The organism is Idiomarina sp. A28L, from assembly GCF_000218785.1.
In the GTDB taxonomy this organism is placed as follows: Bacteria; Pseudomonadota; Gammaproteobacteria; order Enterobacterales; family Alteromonadaceae; genus Aliidiomarina.
In genome coordinates, this window is record NZ_AFPO01000024.1 from 27,414 (window position 1) to 44,969 (window position 17,556).

Genomic DNA, 17,556 nt, shown 5'->3' on the forward strand with positions numbered 1-17,556 from the left:
GCTACGTTTCGATTAATTCGGAGCGCTAATATACGTTTCAATAGCGCCCGAGGGTATAAAAATAGTTCTCAATAATTCAATTGGATAGTGTATGCCTGAATTACCAGAAGTTGAAGTAAGCCGTTTAGGGATTACGCCGCATGTATTAAAGCAAAAAGTAGAGGCAGTGCGAGTGTGGTTTCCTACGTTGCGTTGGCCGATACCAGAAGCTGTGCAGCTATTGCAGGGCGAGCAAGTACTTGCTATTCGTAGGCGCGCTAAATATTTGTTGCTTGATTGTGTGCACGGCACGTTAATTATTCATTTGGGGATGTCGGGTAAATTGCACGTGCTGCCTACTGAAACTCCGAGGCAAAAGCATGATCACTTTGAGCTGGAGCTAGAAAACGGCATGAGCCTTCGGTTGAACGATGCTCGGCGTTTTGGCGCCGTTTTATGGCAAGTACCGGGCGAAACCCATGTATTGTTGGCGAGCCTTGGCCCGGAACCCTTAACTGAGGATTTCGATGGTGCGCGCTTGTTTGCCCTTTCTCGCGGTAAGGCCGCCCCGGTAAAAAGTTTTATCATGGATAATGCTGTGGTGGTAGGCGTCGGGAATATTTATGCGAATGAAGCCTTATTTGCTACTGGTATTGATCCGCGCCGAGCGGCTGGAAAAGTAAGTAAAGCACGCTACGAGAAATTAGCGGAAGTAATCAAAGTTGTACTCGCGCGCGCGATTCAGCAAGGCGGCACAACGCTGAAAGATTTCACCCAAGCCGATGGCAAGCCTGGGTATTTTAAGCAAGAACTTGCTGTCTATGGCCGCGCTGGTGAATTTTGCTTAAGCTGCAAATCAACAATCAAGCAAGTTCGTATTGGCCAGCGGAACTCGTTTTATTGCCCTAAATGCCAGCGATAAAGTTCGGCTACGAATTTGTCAGGCTCAGTAAAAAACGGTGCGTGAGCACTTTCATTGAATTGAATCGGTGACGGTGCAGGGCGATGTTCCGTAGCAAGTGCTAACTGTTCTGGGAAGCTGCTGGGTAGGTAATCAGTTACAGCACTGCTAGTTGCTATAGGTACAAGGCTATCGCGGCGTCCATACATGCGTAGCAAAGGCACCGAAAGCTGAGCTAGCAGCCGGCGAAGGTCGACCTCAGCTAACCAGCGCAAACCGGCGATTAAGGCTTTTGGGTGAGGCTCTGGGCGCTCCGCAAGTAACGTCCGCATGGTTTTAATTTCTTCTCGCGCTGCAGGGCTACCTAGTGCTTGTACGGCTAGAAAACGTTCCAATGTTTTATGAAAATCATTGGTTAGTTGGTAGCGAAATGCTTCTAAAGTTTCTTGCTTAATGCCTGGCCAATCTCCGCGCGCCATGAAACAAGGCGAACTGGAAATGGTGGTAAGGCGTTTAATATAGGTTGGGTAATCGAGAGCCATTTGCATCGCGAACAAGCCCCCTAAAGACCACCCAACTAAATGAAAAGGCTTGCCGATGTGTTGAATTAACTGTTCCATAACCCGCGAACATGCGTGTTGGAAATCTTTATCGCCAGCGTTCCAAGCGGATTCGCCAAACCCCGGCAAATCAACGGTAATTACTTGAAAATCTCTTACTAATAGCTCTCTAATAGGAAACCAAATCGCTTGGTTCAAACCCCAGCCATGAAGTAATACCAAAGGCTCGCCGGAACCCTGTACGTGAATACTCAAATTTGTGGAATGCTCTGCCATTAATAACTACCTTGAATCGGAATGCTACAACGAGGGATAGTGGTTATGGTAAAGCTTTGGCATGAATTGCGCAAAATTGAAAAGAGTGGAATATGTTGGCTATGCGAGCAGCCAGCGGTTTTGGAATTCGGCGTGTGTGAATACTGCTTCGCTGATTTACCACGGTTACCACCGCGTTGCTGTGGTGATTTAGTAGTGCAATTAAATTATGACCAAAAGCCCATTAGCGCCTGCCGTTTGTGGTGTGCTGCACTTTCATATGAAAACCCGGTAACGCGCTGGGTGCAACAATATAAATATAGCCATCAACCAGCGTTAGCCGATTGCTTTGCACCTTTACTGGCGGCGCAAGCTGTGAGTTTATATCGGCAGGAAAAAATATATTTACCCGATGCTTTGGTTCCGGTGCCACTTGGGAATTTACGTTGGTATAAGCGCGGCTATAATCAAGCCGGGGTGCTAGCGGAAAAGCTTGGTGAACTTTTAGGTATTCCCGTGATTTATCCTATGCGCCGGCGCTCTACGCGAGCAAGCCATCGATTAACCGCTGCAGAGCGAAAAACAAATGTGAGTGGAGCATTTCGGTGTATTGAGAAACCAGGCTATGCCCGGCTCGCAATTATCGATGATGTGATTACTAGCGGCGCAACAGTAAATGCCGTTGCGGCCGCATTAAAACAACAAAGGCCTTGTTTGGTAGATGCTTGGGCTCTGGCTTACACGCCGAAGAGAACTGAGCTCGAGCATACCTAGCTTAAGCTTTCGATAAAGCTAGGAAATGCCTTTTAAAAATGCTACCACACTGCGGCCCAATGAGCTCATATCGTAACCGCCTTCGAGCATGGCTAGAATACGCCCTTGGCAATGGTTATCGGCCAGTTTTTTCAGTTCCTGGCCTATCCAGAAGTAATCATCTTCGCGCAAATTAAATTGCGACATATCATCTTCCATGTGGCCATCGAAGCCAGCGGAAACTAATATAAGATCAGGTGCGAAGGCATCAATAGCCGGAAACCAGCGTTCAGCTACCGCCGCTTGCCATTCAAACCCTTCCGAGCCTGCAGGCATGGGAATATTAATAACATGGGGGCTAATAGTATCGGCACCGGTATTTGGATAAAGTGGGTGCTCGAACGAGGAACAAAATAAAACACGATCATCTTGAATAAAAATATCTTCGGTGCCATTGCCGTGATGTACATCGAAATCAACAATGGCAATGCGCTCAACAGGGTATTTTGCCATCGCGTAGCAGGCGGCTACGGCAATATTATTAAACACACAAAAGCCCATGGCTGCGCTGCGAGTAGCGTGGTGGCCCGGCGGGCGAATGGCACAGAAGGCTTTTTGGTTACTACTATTCATGATTTCATCAATACCATTAATACCGCTACCAGCAGCGTGTAAGAAGGCTTGTAATGAGCCGCTGCTCATCAAGGTGTCAGGGTCTAGCCAAATGTGCTCCTCGTCGCTTTGCGGTGCCTTAGCGAACACATCATTTACATAGCTGACATCGTGAGCGCGATATAAATCCTCTTTGCGCGCTGGCGTAGCTTCTTTTTGTGTTAATACATATTCCATACCAGAGCGAATGAGTTGGTCGTTTACTGCGCCCAATCGTTCCGGGCACTCGGGGTGTACTTCAGTAACCTTGTGCAGGCTACAAGCGCTATGGCTAAAAACGGTAATCGACATTAGTTACCAAACCTCAATGTTAATTTTCGATTAATGATAGTTGTAAATTTACTTCGCCGGGCTCATCTGCGGGCATACGTACAAATCCTGCTTTTTCAAACACGGCAAGCATTTTTTGATTTTCCGCTCGAACATATGCAAGCATAGTTTTTACGCCACGAAGCTTGGCAATACGAATCATCTCTGCGAGCAACAGTTTCGCCATGCCCTTGCCTTGGTTGTTCTCGCGCGTTACGAAAGCGGCCTCGCAGTTCTCGCCATTTTGGCTCAAATAGTAGCGGCCAACCGCTTGAATTTGCGACATAGAGCCTTGCTGGCGCACGATGCATAGGGCGAGATCTTTAGATTGATCAACGCTCACCAAGTTGCAGGATTTCTCCCGATTCATTTGCGTAGGAATAGTGTTGTAACGCATTTGCAGGGTTTCTTTAGTGTGCGAATAAAAAAATTCTTGCAAGCGCCGCTCATCGCTGGGGTTTAGCGGGCGCACATCGAAGGCCTCGCCATTAATATCAATTTTTTTGAAGCCGACATCGCCAAGTTCGGGAATTTCAACCGGCGTTTGTACTTGATAGTGGGGAACGTAGTAGTGTTTACGCACCTCTTCTAGTAGTTGCGGGCGGAATTTAGGATGCGCTACTCGAATTAATTCAAGGGCTCGTTCGCGAATACTCTTGCCGCGCAAAGATGCCACACCAAACTCTGTAACTACGTAATAAACATGAGCTCGCGAGGTTACTACACCTCCACCTTCGGTAATATGCGGCACAATGCGCGATATGGTGCCATTCTCCGCAGTTGATGGCAGTGCGATTACCGGCTTGCCACCTTGGCTCATCGAAGCGCCACGGCTGAAATCAACCTGCCCGCCAATACCCGAGTAGAATTGATAGCCAATGGAATCGGATACAACTTGGCCGGTTAAATCTACTTCAATGGCACTATTGATCGAAATCATATTATCGTTGCGCGAAATATTAGCCGGAGAATTCACATACTCGCTGGGGTAGAAGCCGATGTGTGGGTTGTGATTAACATAATCATACAAACGCTGAGTACCGATACAAAAGCTGGTTACTGTTTTGTGCTGATGGAAGCTTTTTTTGCGGTTATTAATAACGCCTTTAAGCATCAAATCCATAATGCCATCGGTGATTAATTCGCTATGTACACCAAGATCTCTATGGTTATTTAAATACCTTAGGGTAGCTTCACATACCTTGCCGAAGCCAATTTGGATCGTAGCTCCATTATTAATTAATAGCGAAACATATTGGCCAACACGTTCGGTAACGGGATCTAATTGCGGAGGGTGAATTTCCAGCAGGGGTTCACTTGCATAGAAAAGCGCATCAATTTGCCCTCGGTGAATAAACGCTTGGCCGAAGGTTACGGGCATTTGCGGGTTTACTTGGGCAATGACCGTTTTTGCACCGCGTAGAGCGGCAGAAACGATATCTACAGAAACACCCAAAGAATGGTAACCATGCTCATCGGCTGGGCTCACCATAATCAGCGCGGCATCCAGGGGAAGTATTTCATCGGTAAAAAGCGAGGGGATATCGGACATAAACGCCGGGGTATAATCAGCGCGCCCTTCAGCTACGGCTTTACGAACTTGTTCGCCGCCGATAAATAAGGTGTTTATTTTGAAATTACGAAGGTATTTGGGCTCAGCCCATTGGTTATCACCAAATGCGGCAACTTGTACAATTTCTACATCATGAAGGTAGTTGCTGTTGGTGAGCAGATCGGTAATTAAGGCGTGAGGTACTGCGGCATGTGAGCCAATGAAAATGCGTTGCCCTGATTTAATTAGCTCTGGCCATTTGGCGGGATTACCTTGATAACGAAGCTGCCCAGCAACGGCACGATTGGGCTTTTGCGCAGAGTTCGGTTGCTCGTTCGGCATAGCTGTTCCTTACTGAAAACACCCTTACGCGAAGGTAGCTTATTTCGCGTAAGGGTGGTTAGTAGTTATCAGCGCCGCACTTTAATCAGTGTTAATGAGCGTGCGCGTCCTCGTTTTCTTCCTCTTCTTCATCGCCAGCGGTGCCTAAAGCATACTGACTAAAGAAGATTGCATTCGCCATAAGTTTTGAAGTTCCCCAGAAATAACCACGGAAATTCACGTTATCTGCGAAACCAACAACACGCCCACCACCATAACGATGCGCAAGAACTGTAGTGCGTTCGCTTAACACTTCACGGTTACCTTGTGAAGTATAGCCTGCAAATACTGGTTCTTCGGCGTATGTTGCTACATCTACAAACGGGCTTTCGCTGTTAGTAAATGCAATAGTGCTGTTCTTAAATATTGGCAAGGTTTCACGCGTAAAGCCCACCGTAAGCGGGTGGCTTAAATCCAACTGGCTATTGAAGATAGCACCTGCGATACGCTGTTGGCCGAAATAATCATTTCTATCGGCATAAGTTAAACCTTCGGTGCTGAATTTCTCGCGGAATTCATCTGCAGGAACAACGGTGGTTGCTAGCAGATTATTTTCGCTCATCCAACGTGCGCCGCCTTTTTGTCCAATTAACGTACCACCAGCGCGCACCCATTGTTGCAATTCATTCTTAAAGCGTTCGCTCAGGCTACGATGATTCCCATCTACTAAAATAATGTGGGTATAGCGGCTGATATCTGAGCGATCTAATCGTTGAGTTTCAATCATGGTTACTGGGATATTTAAATCTCTATCAAAGTAATACCAAGTTTCGCCAGCTTCCTGAAGATTAACACCATCACCAATAACCAACATTACTTTTGGTTCTGTGGCAGGGTTAATACTGCGGCTACCCACATCCATACCTACCGTTGATGTCATACCGCTCATAATAGTGTGAACACGAACGCGATTAGCATCAGCTAGTTCAGCTAGTTTAGCTTGAACTTCTTGCCAAGGCTTATCTTGATAAGCGCGGGTTACAATTACTGCACCGCGGCTAAATTGCTCGCCGCCATTCGGTGTACTTACGGTAACGTCATCTACTGCTAAGCGAGCGTGAATACCTTCTTTGAGAAGGTGGTTCAATACGCGTGGTGCAAAATGTGGTTCCCAACTAAAAATATACCCTACGTTCGTTTCAGCAAGTTCATTGCTGGCGAAATCGCTCGCACCATCCCATACGTTTTCAGCAATCCGAAAACGGCGGTTTTGGCGGACTTCCGAAAACTCAACGTTAAATGCCATTGGCAATGTCCAAGCTGAAACATCGTAAAAGGTGTTATCAGGAAAATCTTGGCGAGTTGTGAATGCGCCTTTCAGCAATCGGTAGTTGCGTTGGCGAATCGGTACGTAGAACGCTTCCCCTGGGTTATAGGTTTCATCGTTTACGCTGAAGCTTTCGGTAACTGGATAAACATCAATGCTGTGCGCGCGCAGAATATTTAGCAATTCATGCATGCGGCCTTCATCGGTTTCTTTTAACAAGTAACCATCAAAGCCTTCTTTACTTGCTAGCTCTAGGTTTTCTTTAAAGAAGCGCTGTTGGTAATCAAGCAACCACTCACGTTCGGCTACAGCACCTTTGATGGTAGATAAAGAAGTTACAAACTGATTGCGAATAGTAAACGGGAAAGAAACATCGCCATTTATTGATTCTTGCAAGTGGCCACGTGAAGAGGCTTGCTCGAATAAAATAGCAACGGTGCCCTGTGCATCAGGATAGCTTGAACCTTTGCCATAGTAGAAATCATCAAACGATTCCTCGGTGTAGTAAAGGCTTTGAATTTCGTCTAAAGCAGCGCCGTGGAATTCAGCTAGGCGCTCGGTTAAACGAACATTTTCATCCGGCGTAAGCGGGTTTTTACGCGAAGGAATGCCCGGCTGGAAGAAGTAGGTAGCATCGGTACCCATTTCGTGATGATCGGTAAGTACGTTCGGCATCCAGGCTTGATAGGTTGCAATACGAGCCTGTGATTCTGGATGTTGCAGCAACAACCAATCACGGTTCAAATCGAACCAATAATGGTTCTGGCGGCCGCGTAGCCAATCTTGTTGATGCTCGCGATGTTGGCTATCAGCACCTGCGGTCATACTTTTATATTGGTTAACCCAAGTGGCAAAACGCGCTAAACCATCAGGGTTATACATTGGGTCAAAAAGGATAACGGTGTTATCTAACCACGCATCTATTTCAGGCCCTTGAGCAGCTGCTAGATAATAGGCAGCAAGTACAGCGGCATTCGAACCAGATGATTCATCACCATGCACGCTGTAACCCATGTAAATCACAAGTGGAGCTTCTTTTGCATTTACGTTTTGGCTTGGATCGGTTACCGCTAAATGCTGTTGGCGCATTTCTTCCAAACGGTTTTGGTTTTCAGGAGCACTGATTTTGAGTACCATCATCGGCCGAAATTCGTGGCTGCGGCCGGTTATTTCTAGCGTAATACGATCAGATTCTTCAGCAAGAATCTCCATATATCGAGTAATCTGTTCTGGGCGAACATGCCATTCACCCACTTCAAAGCCTAAGGCTTCTGCAGGCTTAGTGATACTTTGATCGTAGCTAACGTTATTGGGCAGATAGTAATCTAAGTCTACTGCCACGGCTGTGAAACTAAGTGTCAGCGCAGCGGCTAAAAATGCCGTAAAACGGCGATAAAACGAACGATTTGTGATTTTCATCAAGTTCAACTCCTGATTTATGTTGCGGTAAACTTAACAAATATAAGGCTCACAGCCAATAGAGTTACTATGCAATGACGTTGTGATGCGGTAGAATAAACCCTACTAAAATACTCGGGTATATAAATACTCGAGCAGTATTGAATAGAAGGTGATGTGCATGATTACAATTTCTGAATCCGCTCAAACCCACTTCCGTGAGTTATTAAGCCGCCAAGAAGCTGGCACTAACATTCGTGTATTCGTGGTGAATCCGGGTCGGCCAAATGCAGAGTGTGGTGTATCCTATGCGCCGCAAGATTCGGTGGAAGAAAGCGATGTTCGTTTAAACTTCGAAGGCTTTGATGCGTTGGTAGATGCTGAAAGCGCGCCGTTTTTGCACGAAGCAGAAATTGATTTCGTACAGCAAGAGCTTGGTTCTCAGCTTACACTAAAAGCACCAAATGCGAAGGCTCAAAAAGTAGCCGATGATGCCGAGCTGATTGAGCGTGTTGAATATGTGATTCAATCGGAAGTAAACCCTCAGCTCGCTAGCCATGGTGGGCAAGTGATGGTGTCTGAAATCACCGCTGATGGCATAGCTATTTTGCAGTTCGGTGGCGGTTGTAACGGTTGTTCTATGGTTGATGTTACCCTAAAAGAAGGGATTGAAAAGCAACTATTAGAGCACTTCCCGGGTGAGTTAAATGGTGTTCGTGATATCACCGAACATTCTCGCGGTGAGCATTCATACTACTAATAGGAATCTATGCTCACCTCAGCTATTAATTTTCCTGGGGTGAGTTCGGTTCTGGCTTCGCTACTTTTAACACCACGTGCGCAAAATCGTAATTCTCTTCACGAAAAACTCTGTATTCCCCACCCGTAACATTCACACCTGGTAGTTCATTATTCAGTAATGTATTCGCAAAAGCTTCAGCTGTGGGTGCATCCGAGCCATAAATTAGCACATTGCAGAGTGTGTTTGAGCACACTATAGACATAGGTTGTATTTCATCGGTACTGTTGATTTTGCGTAATAGGGCTTGATGGCTCACAAACGCTGCAGAGCCACCTAAGTTTCCGAGCACGGTAATATTGGTTCCAATGATGTTAGATAAACTGGCTTCACTTTCTAGCAAAATCTGAATTTCTCTCGCTACGCGTTCTTCCGCAGCCTCATCTACATCTTGATTTACTCCTGCAGTGAACGCTTTTTCATCGGAATCAACCGAATCATTTGTTTCTTCAGATAAATCCTGGTCACTCCGTACTACCATGTTATCGGTATTTGGGGTGTTTGAATGTAGAGGTTCTGTGTGCTTTTGGGGGCTTTTGGAGGCAGGCGGTGGTTTTAAGCTCGAGCTTATTACACCTAAGACCAATAGGATAAGTGTTATTCCTAGAAAGAATGTGAGAATTGCTCTGATCATATCTGTGATCTTTTGTTAGTAATTTGTGATCCTGCTCATGAGCGTATTTCGTAACAGATTGTTGCTGACAATCAAAAACGAGGATACAAACATGAACAGAATCACAAAAACACTGAGTGTTTCTGCTTTAGCACTAGCACTTGCGGCGTGTAATAGCAGTAGCAGTTCACCGGAATTACAAGTACCAGAAATTCCACCAGAATAGCCTCGGGGTGAGTTTCAACTGCGCGTACACCACGCAGCAACTGATGCACCAGCCGTAAATGTAACGGTAACCGGAAATAACTTCCTGGAAAATGTAGATTATCAGGTATCGTCAGGTTTATCCACGGTAACTACTGGTAACTATACTGTTGGTGTAGATGCCATACTACCCGACGAAAGCACAGCAACAGTTATTGGCCCGCTAGCTTTAGAATTTGATTCTGATACGCGTTATGAAGTTTTCGCGCTAGGTTCTGTAGCTGAAGAAACCTTAGAGCCATTAGTGGTATCAAATCCAGTTTCTGCAGTAGGCGAAGGTAATGTTCGCTTACAAGTATTACACGGTGTTCCTGTTGATTTAACAGTGGATGTGTTTGTAACTGAGTTTGATGCAGATTTATCAGCTGCACAACCTACAGCCACATTAGCCTACCAAGATTATACGCCGCAGGTAGAAGTACCAGGTGGTGATTACCAAATCCGTATCACGGTAGCAGGCGACCCAGAGGCTATAGTATTTGATTCTGGCGAAGTATCATTACCAGCCGGTGCTGATCTATTTGTAACAGCAACACCTAACGTTGCTGCTAACAGCGCAGATCGTCCAATCGCGTTATTGCTCGCCGATGGCGAAGCTTCTTCAGTGTTGTATTCACAAGATACGGGTGCCGATGTTCGCGTAGTACACGCAGTTGCTGATGCACCAAATGTAGATGTGTTGGTTAACGACGGTGAAGCGCTAGCAGATGTGCCATTCTTAGCGTTCTCCGATTATATCAACTTAGCTGCGGATACTTACAACGTAAAAGTAAATGCGGCAGGTACTGATGTAACCGTAATCGAAGCTGATTTGCCACTTGATAACGCTGCTCAATATAGTGTTTTAGCAGTTGGTGAACTTACTAACGATACGATTACTGCTGCCGTTATCCAAGATTTCAACCGCCGCATTGCTACTGCTGCGCAAGTACGTATCGTACACGCATCACCAGCCGCTGGCCCAGTTGATATCTATGTAACTGCTACAGACGATATTAGCGATGCTACTCCTACATTCGCAGGTGTTGATTTTAATGCCGAAGATATCCAGTTCACTGGTAATGTTGCACTTACTCCAGGCGAGTACTTTGTAACTGTTACTTTGGCTGATACGAAAGACGCAGCGATTGGTCCTGTAATGTTGGATCTAGTGGGTGGTGGTCTATACACTGCTATCGCGGTAGACGCTACAGGCGGTGGTTTGTTACCACAGCTAATCCTGATGGATGATTTCGTAAGCGAAGAGTAATTTCCCCCTGGGCTGAGATGTACAAGCCTACTTTGCCGCCCCAAGTTTACTTGCGGGCGGCATTTTTACGCGTTAATCCTGATTTCAGGCTAAGCTTGTTGGATGACGCCGCAGCCAATACCATTGGCTGATTCCGCGTGCGGCCATAAACATAGAAAGCGCTAACCAGAGCCCATGATTTTCCATATCCGTAAACCAATTCGTGAATGCCCAAACCGGCAAAAATACGCCCAAAGCTGAAACGAGCATGGTGTTACGCATTGCTTTACTGGCACCAAGGCCAATAAATACGCCATCAAAAAAGTAGCTCCAATGTGCTAGAAGCGGCAATATAATTAGCCAAGGCAGATATAGTTGAGCATTGGCAATAACCTCAGGAATGTTCGTAATCAAACTTATGATATGCGCGCCAAATCCCCAAAATACCAAACTATAAATACATGCAAAGAGTATCGACCACAGCAAGCAGAGCCGATACCAACGTTGAATTTGCGTTTTGTTTTTACTGCCTTTTGCTTGCCCGATCAACGCCTCTACTGAATAGGCGATGCCATCTAAACCTAGGGAAATTAGCACTAAAAATTGCATGAGAACAGCATTTGCAGCGACAATTGTGGTGCCGTAATAACTGGCGTAGCCGGTCATCATTACCATACAAAGTTGCAGTGCAAGCGAACGTACAAAGATATCACCGTTCATTTGCGCCAGTAGCCTTAACGCTTGCCACTGTATCTTTGGTAAAACGCTTAAATGTAAGTGCTTACTTACAATAATAAGCCCTATTATTGCCGTACTCCATTCTGCAGCAAATGAAGCCCACGCGGCGCCATGTACGTTTAGATCGAGGCCAATAATTAGAATTACATCACCAATCACATTAACTAAGTTAGTAAAGATAACTAAAACCATGGCGGCTTTTGCTTGCTGGCGCCCGAGTAGAACACCCAATACCACAAGGTTAATCAAAGCCGCTGGCGCAGCCCATACACGGATTTGAATATAATCACGGGTAAGGCCTAACAGTTCGCCTTCCACCGAGAAAAGAAAGCCTAGAACAAACGGCAGCAGAGGTGAGAGAGCAATGATCACTACACCGATCACGACTGCGAATAAAATTCCATGGGTGAAGTGTTTTTGTTGGGCGCTTATATCGTTTGCACCGAAGGCATTTGCCACTACTGCTGTAGTCGACATTCGCAAAAATACGGCGAGTAGATAAATAAAACTGAGTACCATGGCACCCAGCGCAACAGCACTAAGGTAGATAGCATCGGGCAAATGCCCTATGATTGCTGTATCAATTAGCCCCAACATTGGCGCAGCAATATTGGAAATCATCATAGGTAGCGCAATGGCAAAAATGCGTTGATGATCTTGCCAGCGGCCAAACCAAGTTGAAGGCGTAGACATTAAAATTGCTCCGGAGATTCGCGATGCGTATTGGAAATTTGGCCTTTATCTTAACACTTTTTTTGGCCTTAGCAGGCTGCTCACCAAGCACAAGTTATGCCGATAATCATTCTGAAAATAGTGCTCATGCATCGATATTGTTATATCACCATGTAAGTGAAAGCACGCCCCGCATTACCAGCGTGAGCCCTGACGAGTTGCGCGAACATTTAGAATACTTGCGCGACAATGATTTTACTGTGGTGGATATACGCGATGCGATTGCCGCAGCGCGCGGTGAAAAAAGCATTCCAGAAAAATCGGTTGTGATTACTTTTGATGATGCATATCAGAACATTTTTACTAATGGCCGGCCAATTCTGAATGAATTTAATGTGCCATGGACACTTTTTGTAACCACCGATCCGGTGGGCTCACGCCCAGGGCAATATATGAGTTGGGATCAAATTCGTGAGCTACATGAAGAGGGCGTGGTAATCGCCAACCACACCCTTGACCACGCCCATTTACCCCGCCGAAATGATGGTGAAAGTGAGCAACAGTGGTTACAACGCATGCGGGATAACATTCTTGCGGCAGAAGCAAAAATTGAAGAAGAGGTAGGCGTTAGCTATAAGCTATTCGCCTATCCTTATGGTGAATATGATAACAAACTTGCGGATTTAGTTGCTGAACTGGGTTTTGTTGGCTTTGGCCAACATTCGGGTGGGTTCGGCGCTACAAGTGATTTTCGAGCTATTCCGAGGTTTGCTGCGGCAGGTATGTATGCCAATTTAGATACGTTGGGTGCAAAAATAGCGGCGCTTTCGCTACCGGTAACAAGTGCAGAATACCGCGATACATTGCTGCGTCACGATGAAACTAAGCCGAAATTAACTCTTACGGTAGATACCAGTGATTTTAATCGCAGCCAGTTAAATTGCTTTATCGCCGGTCAGCCGCATGTGCCTGATTGGGAAAACGATACAACCTTTAGTATTGCAGCGAGCGAACCGTTGCGCGTTGGCCGAGGGCGCTATAACTGCACAGCGCCTAGTAAAACTTATTCGGGGCGCTTTTACTGGTATTCCATCCAATGGATTCGCCCCGATGCTAACGGCATGTGGCCTGATTAGTTGGCGGCCAAGATACGTTGAACGGATTCTCGAATTGTTTGTTGAACTTGGCTCCCGAGCAATATATCTAATTCATCACTGAGCGTATTCGTACGCTCATCTGATGTATACATGCCATCATCAGTAATATCGATATATTTCTCAGCTTTTAAAACAGAAACGAGCGTAGCAAATACTTTCTTATCGTAAAATTCGGGCGCATCAATACCATGGCGTGCGCCAATGAGTGCGCCAATTTTCTCACTGTGCTGTTCAAGTTCACTGCGAGAAAGCGCGCTTGATTGCTGCAGTAACTCGAGCACAATGGCGTAACGAACTAGGGTTTCCTCGGCGGCATTGGCCAGCAACGTAAGCTGTACGTAACCGAGTTTGCTGCGTTTCACTAGTGAGAACGTTTCGCCTTCTTGCGTTAACCATTCTTGCCGAACAAATTCTTCGCAAAGTGCCGCCACCCATAAATCAATATCTTTGCTATGGCGATTCAAGAACAGCTCAGCTTCCAGCATAGGGTAAAGCTTACTAATGAAATCAGCGGCCTCTGGTGCGGTAAACTCTCTACCTTTTCGGGCGTAGCGAGCAAGCAGTGCCGGCACAATGAACATGTGTAAAATGTTATTGCGATAGTAAGTAAGCGTAATGGCTTGGGTTTGATTTAGGCTCACCAACGATCCCGAGCCGTTATCGCTAACCTCAAATTTATTCATTTTTTGTAAATGTTCCCAAATCGTTTCGATCGACCATTCGGGTACTTGAATATCTTTGCTAAACGGCACTTCCCGTTGCAGGGTGAGGTAACACTGTATTTGGTTTAACAGCTCTTCGCGCGTTAACGTATTCCTTTCGGCACTAAGTAATACTAGGCCGGTTAAGTTAATGCTATTCAGCGCAGCGCCATCGTTGATACGGCGCATTAGGATATCGGCCAAATCATTTACCATAGGCGTAAGCCAACGCGGTTTTGCCGGCTCTTCAGCACCATGGGTTACAGAATCGCGCCAGTTTGGTTGAGCATTATCAAGATATTCCGAAAGCCGAAGTGGCTCACCGAAGGTTACAAAGCCATGGCCGAAGTTGCGTAATTTGCGCAAAATACCAAACACTTGGAATACCGATTCTTTCTCTTTGCTCGCACCTTTAAGTTCACCATGATAAGTGCTCACTTCCATTACATGTTCATAGCCAAGATAAACGGGTACGAACGTTATAGGGCGAGTAACACCGCGTAGTTGGCTTTGCAGTGTCATCGCCAACATACCGGTTTTCGGCTGCAATAAACGGCCAGTGCGGCTGCGGCCACCTTCCATAAAGTATTCTACGGCGTAACCTTTTTGGAAAAGCCGGGTAAGATATTCACGAAACACAGTGGAATAAAGCTTATTACCTCGGAAACTTCTGCGTAAAAAGAATGCACCGCCGCGGCGAAAGATATTGCCCACTGGGAAAAAATTTAGATTTACGCCGGCTGCTATATGCGGTGGCACCAAGCCTTCTTTATAAATAACAAAACTAAGCAGTAAATAATCCATGTGGCTGCGATGGCAAGGAACATAAACAATTTCGTGGCCATCTAGGGCTAATTTACGAATTGTTTCGCCATTTTTAACGGTAATGCCGTTGTAAATCTTGGTCCAAAGCCACGTAAAGAAGTGATCGGCGAAGCGAACTAAGCCTTCGCGATAATCAGCTGCTACTTCGTGCAGATAACTGCGAGCTCTTTTAACCGCTTGGCTTTCGGGTATTTTCTTTGCCCGAGCTTCTTCGGCAATAGCAGCGCGAATGGCTGGAGTTTCCAGTAGATCTTGAATCATCGCTTCGCGGCCGAGCAATTTGGGGCCCGCCACCGCATAGCGCAAGCGCGCAAAATGGGTGCGTGCTACGCGCGTTAGTTTGTGAGCAAGTTCGTGTTCACTAGCGTGGCTATCGGCCATGGTGCGCAAGCTCACTGGGCGCGAAACCCGCGCTAAAATGTTGCGCCCGGAAAATAGCACCAACCAGAATTTCTTAAATTTACCAGGAACTTCGATATCTGCCGTCATGGTGCGGCCTTCGTTATGTTCGCGCCCAGGTTCCCGGCCCCAAAACAGGGCTAGAGGATGCATGTGCACGTTATAGCTCTGATGAACTTGGTGTAATTGCATTAATTCAGCAAAAGCTTCTTGTGGTGTTTGCCCAAGCCGGTGCTTCGGATCTTCAATATAAAGAACGCGATCGTAGTATTTGCCATTTAAATACAAAGGTTCTGTGGGGTCGGGTAAACCCAACTCAAGTGCGCTTTTACGCGCAACTACTAAATCTGTAGCTGAAGGGCCACGCATTACATAAACTACATGATCGGGAGCTGAAGGAACGGCATCATGTGCATCTGCAATAGCTTTTACTTTTGTCATCCAAGTAACGGGCAGGCGCAATAATTTATAGATTAAAGAAGTTGTTCTCATTTCCACTCCGAAAGCTTTCGATTCTGTTGAGAATATTCATCGCTGAACATAATTATTGCACTGCGAGGCTTATTGCCTCAAACAATTTACTGTGGATATAAGAATATCATTTTTAAGCATCGGGTGTTGCTTTGAATATATTTGTTCAAAAAAAGTTGCACAGTGGTTATTACTGTATATACTAACAGTGTACTGTATGAAAACACAGGTGATGATATGCGCCCTTTGACGCCAAGACAGCAACAAATATTGGATATGATTCGAACCAACATCGAAGCAACAGGTATGCCGCCAACGCGTGCAGAAATTGCAACCCGATTAGGTTTCCGCTCTGCTAATTCAGCAGAGGAACATTTGAAAGCGCTTGCTAAAAAAGGCGTTATCGAGATGATGCCGGGCATGTCCCGAGGTATTCGCTTGATTCAAGATGATATTGCAGTAGCCGAAAGTTTAGGGTTGCCATTAATAGGCCAAGTTGCCGCTGGTGAACCGATATTGGCTCAGCAACACATTGAATCGCATTACCAAGTAGATCAATCAATGTTTCATCCGCATGCAGATTTTCTTCTGCGGGTAAACGGAATGAGCATGAAAGATATCGGTATTCTTGATAATGATATCTTGGCCGTTCACAAAACAAATGAAGCTCGGAACGGGCAAATCGTTGTAGCTCGTGTAGACGATGACGTTACGGTAAAGCGCTTTGAGCGCCGCGGTAATATGGTATTGCTTCACCCTGAGAATGAAGAGTTTTCCATTATTCAGGTCGATTTAACTCAGCAATTTATGACAATTGAAGGGTTAGCGGTAGGTGTTATTCGAAATGGGGGTTGGTTATGAATCATTCTTCGGTTTCTCGTTGCTATGCACACCCAGGTGTATGGGGCCACGAAGATATTAATTCGCAGCAAAGCTTAGGTGAAGAAGAAAATTTACATTCGCAATTGTGGGTGACACTGAACACCATGAACAAGCGTGATGATCAGTGGATTACTGTTATCGGTAAAGCTCCTCGTACATTAATTGCGCAGTTGATTGCATCAGGCGTCCGACCAGATCGTATTCGTAGGGTGAATACTACAAGCAATGAAACCGCTCTATGGGCAACAGAACAGGCGCTTTTGATTAACAATAGCCAGTTAGTTATTGCTTGGTTAAATCCTTGTGCAGGCCGCGAGAAACAACGCCTTCAGCTTGTAGCTAAAGCAAGCCAAGCGATTAGTTTTTTGTTCACACCAGATAACTTCCCTACTGCAATTCATTAAAACTCTCTCCACATTCCTCTGATATTTTCAGAGGACCCCAAGGGGTTGTTAAAAACAACCCCTTTTTTATTAACATTTTTGATGGTATTTTGTTCCTCATCAAACTACCCGCTGAAGTTACGATGTTGTTTACTCAGAAACCACTTTCTTAGTGATTCGTATCAGCGACTTGATAAACCTAAATAATAAGTGCTTTCAAAGCACATAGAACAATAAACAAAGGGTTAGGCAAGGACTGATGTTTCGGGGAAAGTAGTTCTGTTCTTGTTGACCTCTTTGTTCTTTTTCACTGTGGCGTGTTGCCCCTCAAGGCGTTACATGAAAAGAATAAGAGGAGAAGTCGAGTGAAAGTAAGACTAACCAGCCTACTCATTGG

At 45.7% G+C, this 17,556-nt stretch carries 14 protein-coding genes; 7 read left to right on the forward strand and 7 right to left on the reverse strand.

All coding sequences use genetic code 11. The annotated features are described in order from the left end of the window. The first annotated feature begins 91 nt into the window (after positions 1 to 91). Positions 92 to 901: a bifunctional DNA-formamidopyrimidine glycosylase/DNA-(apurinic or apyrimidinic site) lyase gene (gene mutM / locus A28LD_RS09885; protein WP_007420942.1), complete on the forward strand. Its 810-nt coding sequence runs from the start codon at positions 92 to 94 to the stop codon at positions 899 to 901. Here the strand turns inward: mutM and bioH are convergent. Then, a complete protein-coding gene (gene bioH / locus A28LD_RS09890) occupies positions 877 to 1,716 on the reverse strand; it encodes a pimeloyl-ACP methyl ester esterase BioH (RefSeq protein WP_007420943.1) in 840 nt (279 codons plus the stop codon). The two genes, mutM and bioH, sit on opposite strands and share 25 nt — an antisense overlap. Positions 1,717 to 1,761: 45 nt before the next feature. Here bioH and A28LD_RS12035 point away from each other — a divergent pair, with 45 nt between their 5' ends. Beyond that, a complete protein-coding gene (locus A28LD_RS12035) occupies positions 1,762 to 2,469 on the forward strand; it encodes a ComF family protein (RefSeq protein ID WP_007420944.1) in 708 nt (235 codons plus the stop codon). Between the two features lie 18 nt (positions 2,470 to 2,487). Here A28LD_RS12035 and A28LD_RS09900 read toward each other — a convergent pair whose 3' ends face one another. The 3 genes from A28LD_RS09900 to A28LD_RS09910 all read right to left on the reverse strand — a co-directional run bounded on the left by A28LD_RS09900 (position 2,488) and on the right by A28LD_RS09910 (position 8,048). Then, the gene (locus tag A28LD_RS09900; RefSeq protein WP_007420945.1) at positions 2,488 to 3,411 is read right to left on the reverse strand and encodes a histone deacetylase family protein; all 924 of its coding nucleotides are present in this window, start codon (positions 3,409 to 3,411) and stop codon (positions 2,488 to 2,490) included. 19 nt (positions 3,412 to 3,430) lie between these two features. Continuing rightward, positions 3,431 to 5,323: a GNAT family N-acetyltransferase gene (locus A28LD_RS09905; RefSeq protein ID WP_007420946.1), complete on the reverse strand. Its 1,893-nt coding sequence runs from the start codon at positions 5,321 to 5,323 to the stop codon at positions 3,431 to 3,433. A 91-nt stretch (positions 5,324 to 5,414) separates the two neighbouring features. Beyond that, the gene (locus A28LD_RS09910; RefSeq protein WP_007420947.1) at positions 5,415 to 8,048 is read right to left on the reverse strand and encodes a M14 family zinc carboxypeptidase; all 2,634 of its coding nucleotides are present in this window, start codon (positions 8,046 to 8,048) and stop codon (positions 5,415 to 5,417) included. 160 nt (positions 8,049 to 8,208) lie between these two features. On the opposite strand from A28LD_RS09910, the gene nfuA reads away from it, so the two are divergent. Further along, on the forward strand, positions 8,209 to 8,787 hold the full coding sequence (nfuA, locus tag A28LD_RS09915) for a Fe-S biogenesis protein NfuA (RefSeq protein ID WP_007420948.1): 579 nt from the start codon (positions 8,209 to 8,211) through the stop codon (positions 8,785 to 8,787). Positions 8,788 to 8,812: 25 nt separating this feature from the next. Here the strand turns inward: nfuA and A28LD_RS09920 are convergent, their stop codons facing one another. Beyond that, positions 8,813 to 9,307 carry a hypothetical protein gene (locus tag A28LD_RS09920; protein ID WP_139043578.1) on the reverse strand — a complete coding sequence of 165 codons (495 nt, stop codon included), beginning with the start codon at positions 9,305 to 9,307 and terminating at the stop codon, positions 8,813 to 8,815. A gap of 376 nt (positions 9,308 to 9,683) precedes the next feature. Between A28LD_RS09920 and A28LD_RS09925 the strand changes: the two genes are divergently transcribed. Beyond that, complete coding sequence (locus tag A28LD_RS09925; RefSeq protein ID WP_083824812.1) at positions 9,684 to 10,952, forward strand: DUF4397 domain-containing protein; 1,269 nt, start codon at positions 9,684 to 9,686, stop codon at positions 10,950 to 10,952. 84 nt (positions 10,953 to 11,036) lie between these two features. On the opposite strand, the gene A28LD_RS09930 is transcribed toward A28LD_RS09925, so the two are convergent. Next, a complete protein-coding gene (locus tag A28LD_RS09930) occupies positions 11,037 to 12,362 on the reverse strand; it encodes an MATE family efflux transporter (RefSeq protein WP_007420952.1) in 1,326 nt (441 codons plus the stop codon). A gap of 23 nt (positions 12,363 to 12,385) precedes the next feature. Between A28LD_RS09930 and A28LD_RS09935 the strand changes: the two genes are divergently transcribed. Further along, entirely contained in the window at positions 12,386 to 13,477 is a 1,092-nt protein-coding gene (locus A28LD_RS09935; RefSeq protein WP_007420953.1) for a polysaccharide deacetylase family protein, read from the forward strand. On the opposite strand, the gene plsB is transcribed toward A28LD_RS09935, so the two are convergent. Then, positions 13,474 to 15,915 carry a glycerol-3-phosphate 1-O-acyltransferase PlsB gene (plsB, locus tag A28LD_RS09940; RefSeq protein WP_007420954.1) on the reverse strand — a complete coding sequence of 814 codons (2,442 nt, stop codon included), beginning with the start codon at positions 15,913 to 15,915 and terminating at the stop codon, positions 13,474 to 13,476. The two genes, A28LD_RS09935 and plsB, sit on opposite strands and share 4 nt — an antisense overlap. 216 nt (positions 15,916 to 16,131) lie before the next feature. Here plsB and lexA point away from each other — a divergent pair, with 216 nt between their 5' ends. Both lexA and A28LD_RS12040 read left to right on the forward strand, forming a co-directional pair. Further along, positions 16,132 to 16,755 (forward strand): transcriptional repressor LexA, encoded by a 624-nt coding sequence (gene lexA / locus A28LD_RS09945; RefSeq protein WP_007420955.1) that lies wholly within the window; start codon positions 16,132 to 16,134, stop codon positions 16,753 to 16,755. Continuing rightward, positions 16,752 to 17,180: a hypothetical protein gene (locus tag A28LD_RS12040; protein ID WP_007420956.1), complete on the forward strand. Its 429-nt coding sequence runs from the start codon at positions 16,752 to 16,754 to the stop codon at positions 17,178 to 17,180. Before lexA ends, A28LD_RS12040 begins: the two co-directional genes overlap by 4 nt. Positions 17,181 to 17,556 lie beyond the last annotated feature (376 nt).